Raw genomic sequence first — 1888 nt, forward strand, 5'->3', positions numbered from 1 at the left:
ACTTGTTTGCTCTCACTAACAAGATACTTACCATCTCCAAACTGGAGAACCATAAACTGGAGATGAACAAAACAGAAGTCGAGCTTACACCGATAATAGAGAAACTGACTGAGAAATTCAAGACCAAAGCACAGAAACCTGTAAACTTTACCATCAGCTTGCAGGCCAAAACAGCTTATGCCGACAACGATTATCTGGGTGAAGTAATAAGCAATCTGATTGACAATGCCATCAAGTACTCAAAGGAAAGTGTAGAAATTAATATCACGACGGAAGAAAGCGAACGCTACACCATACTGAAAGTACGCGACAATGGCCTGGGTATATCAGAAGCCGACCAGAAAATCATATTCCAGAAGTATGAACGCGCAGCGGCGGCAAAGCGCAGCCGCAAGAACGGAGCTTCAGGCTTCGGACTGGGCCTGAACTTTGTTGACCAAGTGATAAAGGCGCATGATGGAAGAATATTCGTAAACAGCACAGAAGGAGAATTTACGGAATTTACCATCTATCTGCCGCTTGAAACTACAAGCGACAAGCATAATCTGTAAAGCACAATGCTGTTTTATCACAGCGATGATATCATATACGTATAATACACCATGTATATCCATAAAAATCTCTGATATCCGGTATAAAACATACAGAATATCAGAGATTATCAAGTTAAACTTTTAAATGTTTCTTTAACTATCATATATACTTTCCATGTAGTTCAATCATAATTTCATCAACAATGTAGTCATCACTAAATGTATATAATTCTTCTTTTTCATCATGCATTCTATCACACACTTCAGATGTATAAAAAATATTTAATGCCCTTAAAGGTGTAACATTTAAGCGTTTGGATAATTTAATCACAATACGTCCAATTTTATTCCACATTAAAACAGGTGAAAGCATAATATTATTCTATTATAGGTTCTACTTTTATAAAATGAAGACATGCATCAATAAGTCTTTGATTTATTAAACATATCTGATTGTTTGGACGGTGAAAAGCTAACTGCCCTAAAGCCATTTCAAGAGTAATATTACCAATCATATAAGACTCAATAGTATCAATAACCCTGTCATTTGCTATTCCACCTTCAATATAGTCATATTGCTCCCATTTTTTCAACCCATTGCGATTCGCAACTATAAAATCAAGCCATTCTTTATTATATTCGTCAAATTTTAATACCCTAAATTCTGACATTACCCTATCAATGTCCAATTCATAAATATTAAGTAACGCACTTTTCATCAATCGACTTCCTAGTCTAAGCCCCCATCTTTCAGCCTGAGACTTTATATCTGTAACATAAAATCCCTCTCCGAAATCAAGATTCTTTCTACCAATATTTGCCAAGGGCTGTTCTATTGTATATACAGAGCCATGATATACTTTCATATTAAGTATCTTTATTATTAGTGATTTTAACTTTCTCCCAATTATTCAAAGCTTCAAGAACATCATCAAGCACATACTCCCTACTTTGGGTATGCAATGTATCATAATATTTCCAGATATACCCTTCAATAAACCCTACTCTTTGCATACGAAGATATACATCACTTGCAGAACATTCCAAGTGATTAGCTACAGTTTCAATACAAGAAGAAACAAAAATGGTCTTCAATTCTTCATCCGAACTAATTCTCAAACTCATAAATACAACTCTTTTAGGAACTATTCAACACAAAAATAAAAAATAAAATTCAAAAACAAAAATCCCTGACATCCTGCAAACACACGTACAGAATATCAGGGATTATCGAGTTAAACTTTTAAGAGAGAAATTGAAGAATTTTATTTGGTAAACTTTTCAGTCTCCTTCAATATATAACCGGAATTTCTTTCATCCCACTGATAAGTATTCTTATCGGTAACTTCACCATC

At 34.4% G+C, this 1888-nt stretch carries 4 protein-coding genes; 1 reads left to right on the plus strand and 3 read right to left on the minus strand.

All coding sequences use genetic code 11. The features are described 5' to 3' along the window. Nucleotides 1-551, plus strand: a 551-nt coding sequence (locus H6A61_RS15140; RefSeq protein WP_204394729.1) for a sensor histidine kinase, incomplete at its 5' end; no start/stop codon positions are given. Nucleotides 552-693: 142 nt separating this feature from the next. Here the strand turns inward: H6A61_RS15140 and H6A61_RS15145 are convergent. From H6A61_RS15145 to H6A61_RS15155, 3 genes are read right to left on the minus strand one after another with little or no spacing between them, the layout of a single operon-like run. Next, entirely contained in the window at nt 694-906 is a 213-nt protein-coding gene (locus H6A61_RS15145; RefSeq protein WP_204394730.1) for a DUF3791 domain-containing protein, read from the minus strand. Nucleotides 907-910: 4 nt separating this feature from the next. Further along, a complete protein-coding gene (locus H6A61_RS15150) occupies nt 911-1399 on the minus strand; it encodes a DUF3990 domain-containing protein (RefSeq protein ID WP_204394731.1) in 489 nt (162 codons plus the stop codon). Nucleotide 1400: 1 nt separating this feature from the next. After that, nucleotides 1401-1658, minus strand: coding sequence for a DUF3791 domain-containing protein (locus H6A61_RS15155; protein WP_204394732.1), 258 nt, complete (start codon nt 1656-1658; stop codon nt 1401-1403). Nucleotides 1659-1888 lie beyond the last annotated feature (230 nt).

Origin of the sequence: Bacteroides caecigallinarum (genome assembly GCF_016901995.1) — a bacterium.
Lineage (GTDB): Bacteria > Bacteroidota > Bacteroidia > Bacteroidales > Bacteroidaceae > Phocaeicola > Phocaeicola cellulolyticus.

What these genes read in the sequence shown, in the direction of transcription:
- H6A61_RS15145 (WP_204394730.1), bottom strand. Translation starts at nt 906, where the DNA reads ATGCTTTCACCTGTTTTAATGTGGAATAAAATTGGACGTATTGTGATT.
- H6A61_RS15155 (WP_204394732.1), bottom strand. Translation starts at nt 1,658, where the DNA reads ATGAGTTTGAGAATTAGTTCGGATGAAGAATTGAAGACCATTTTTGTT.
- H6A61_RS15150 (WP_204394731.1), bottom strand. Translation starts at nt 1,399, where the DNA reads ATGAAAGTATATCATGGCTCTGTATATACAATAGAACAGCCCTTGGCA.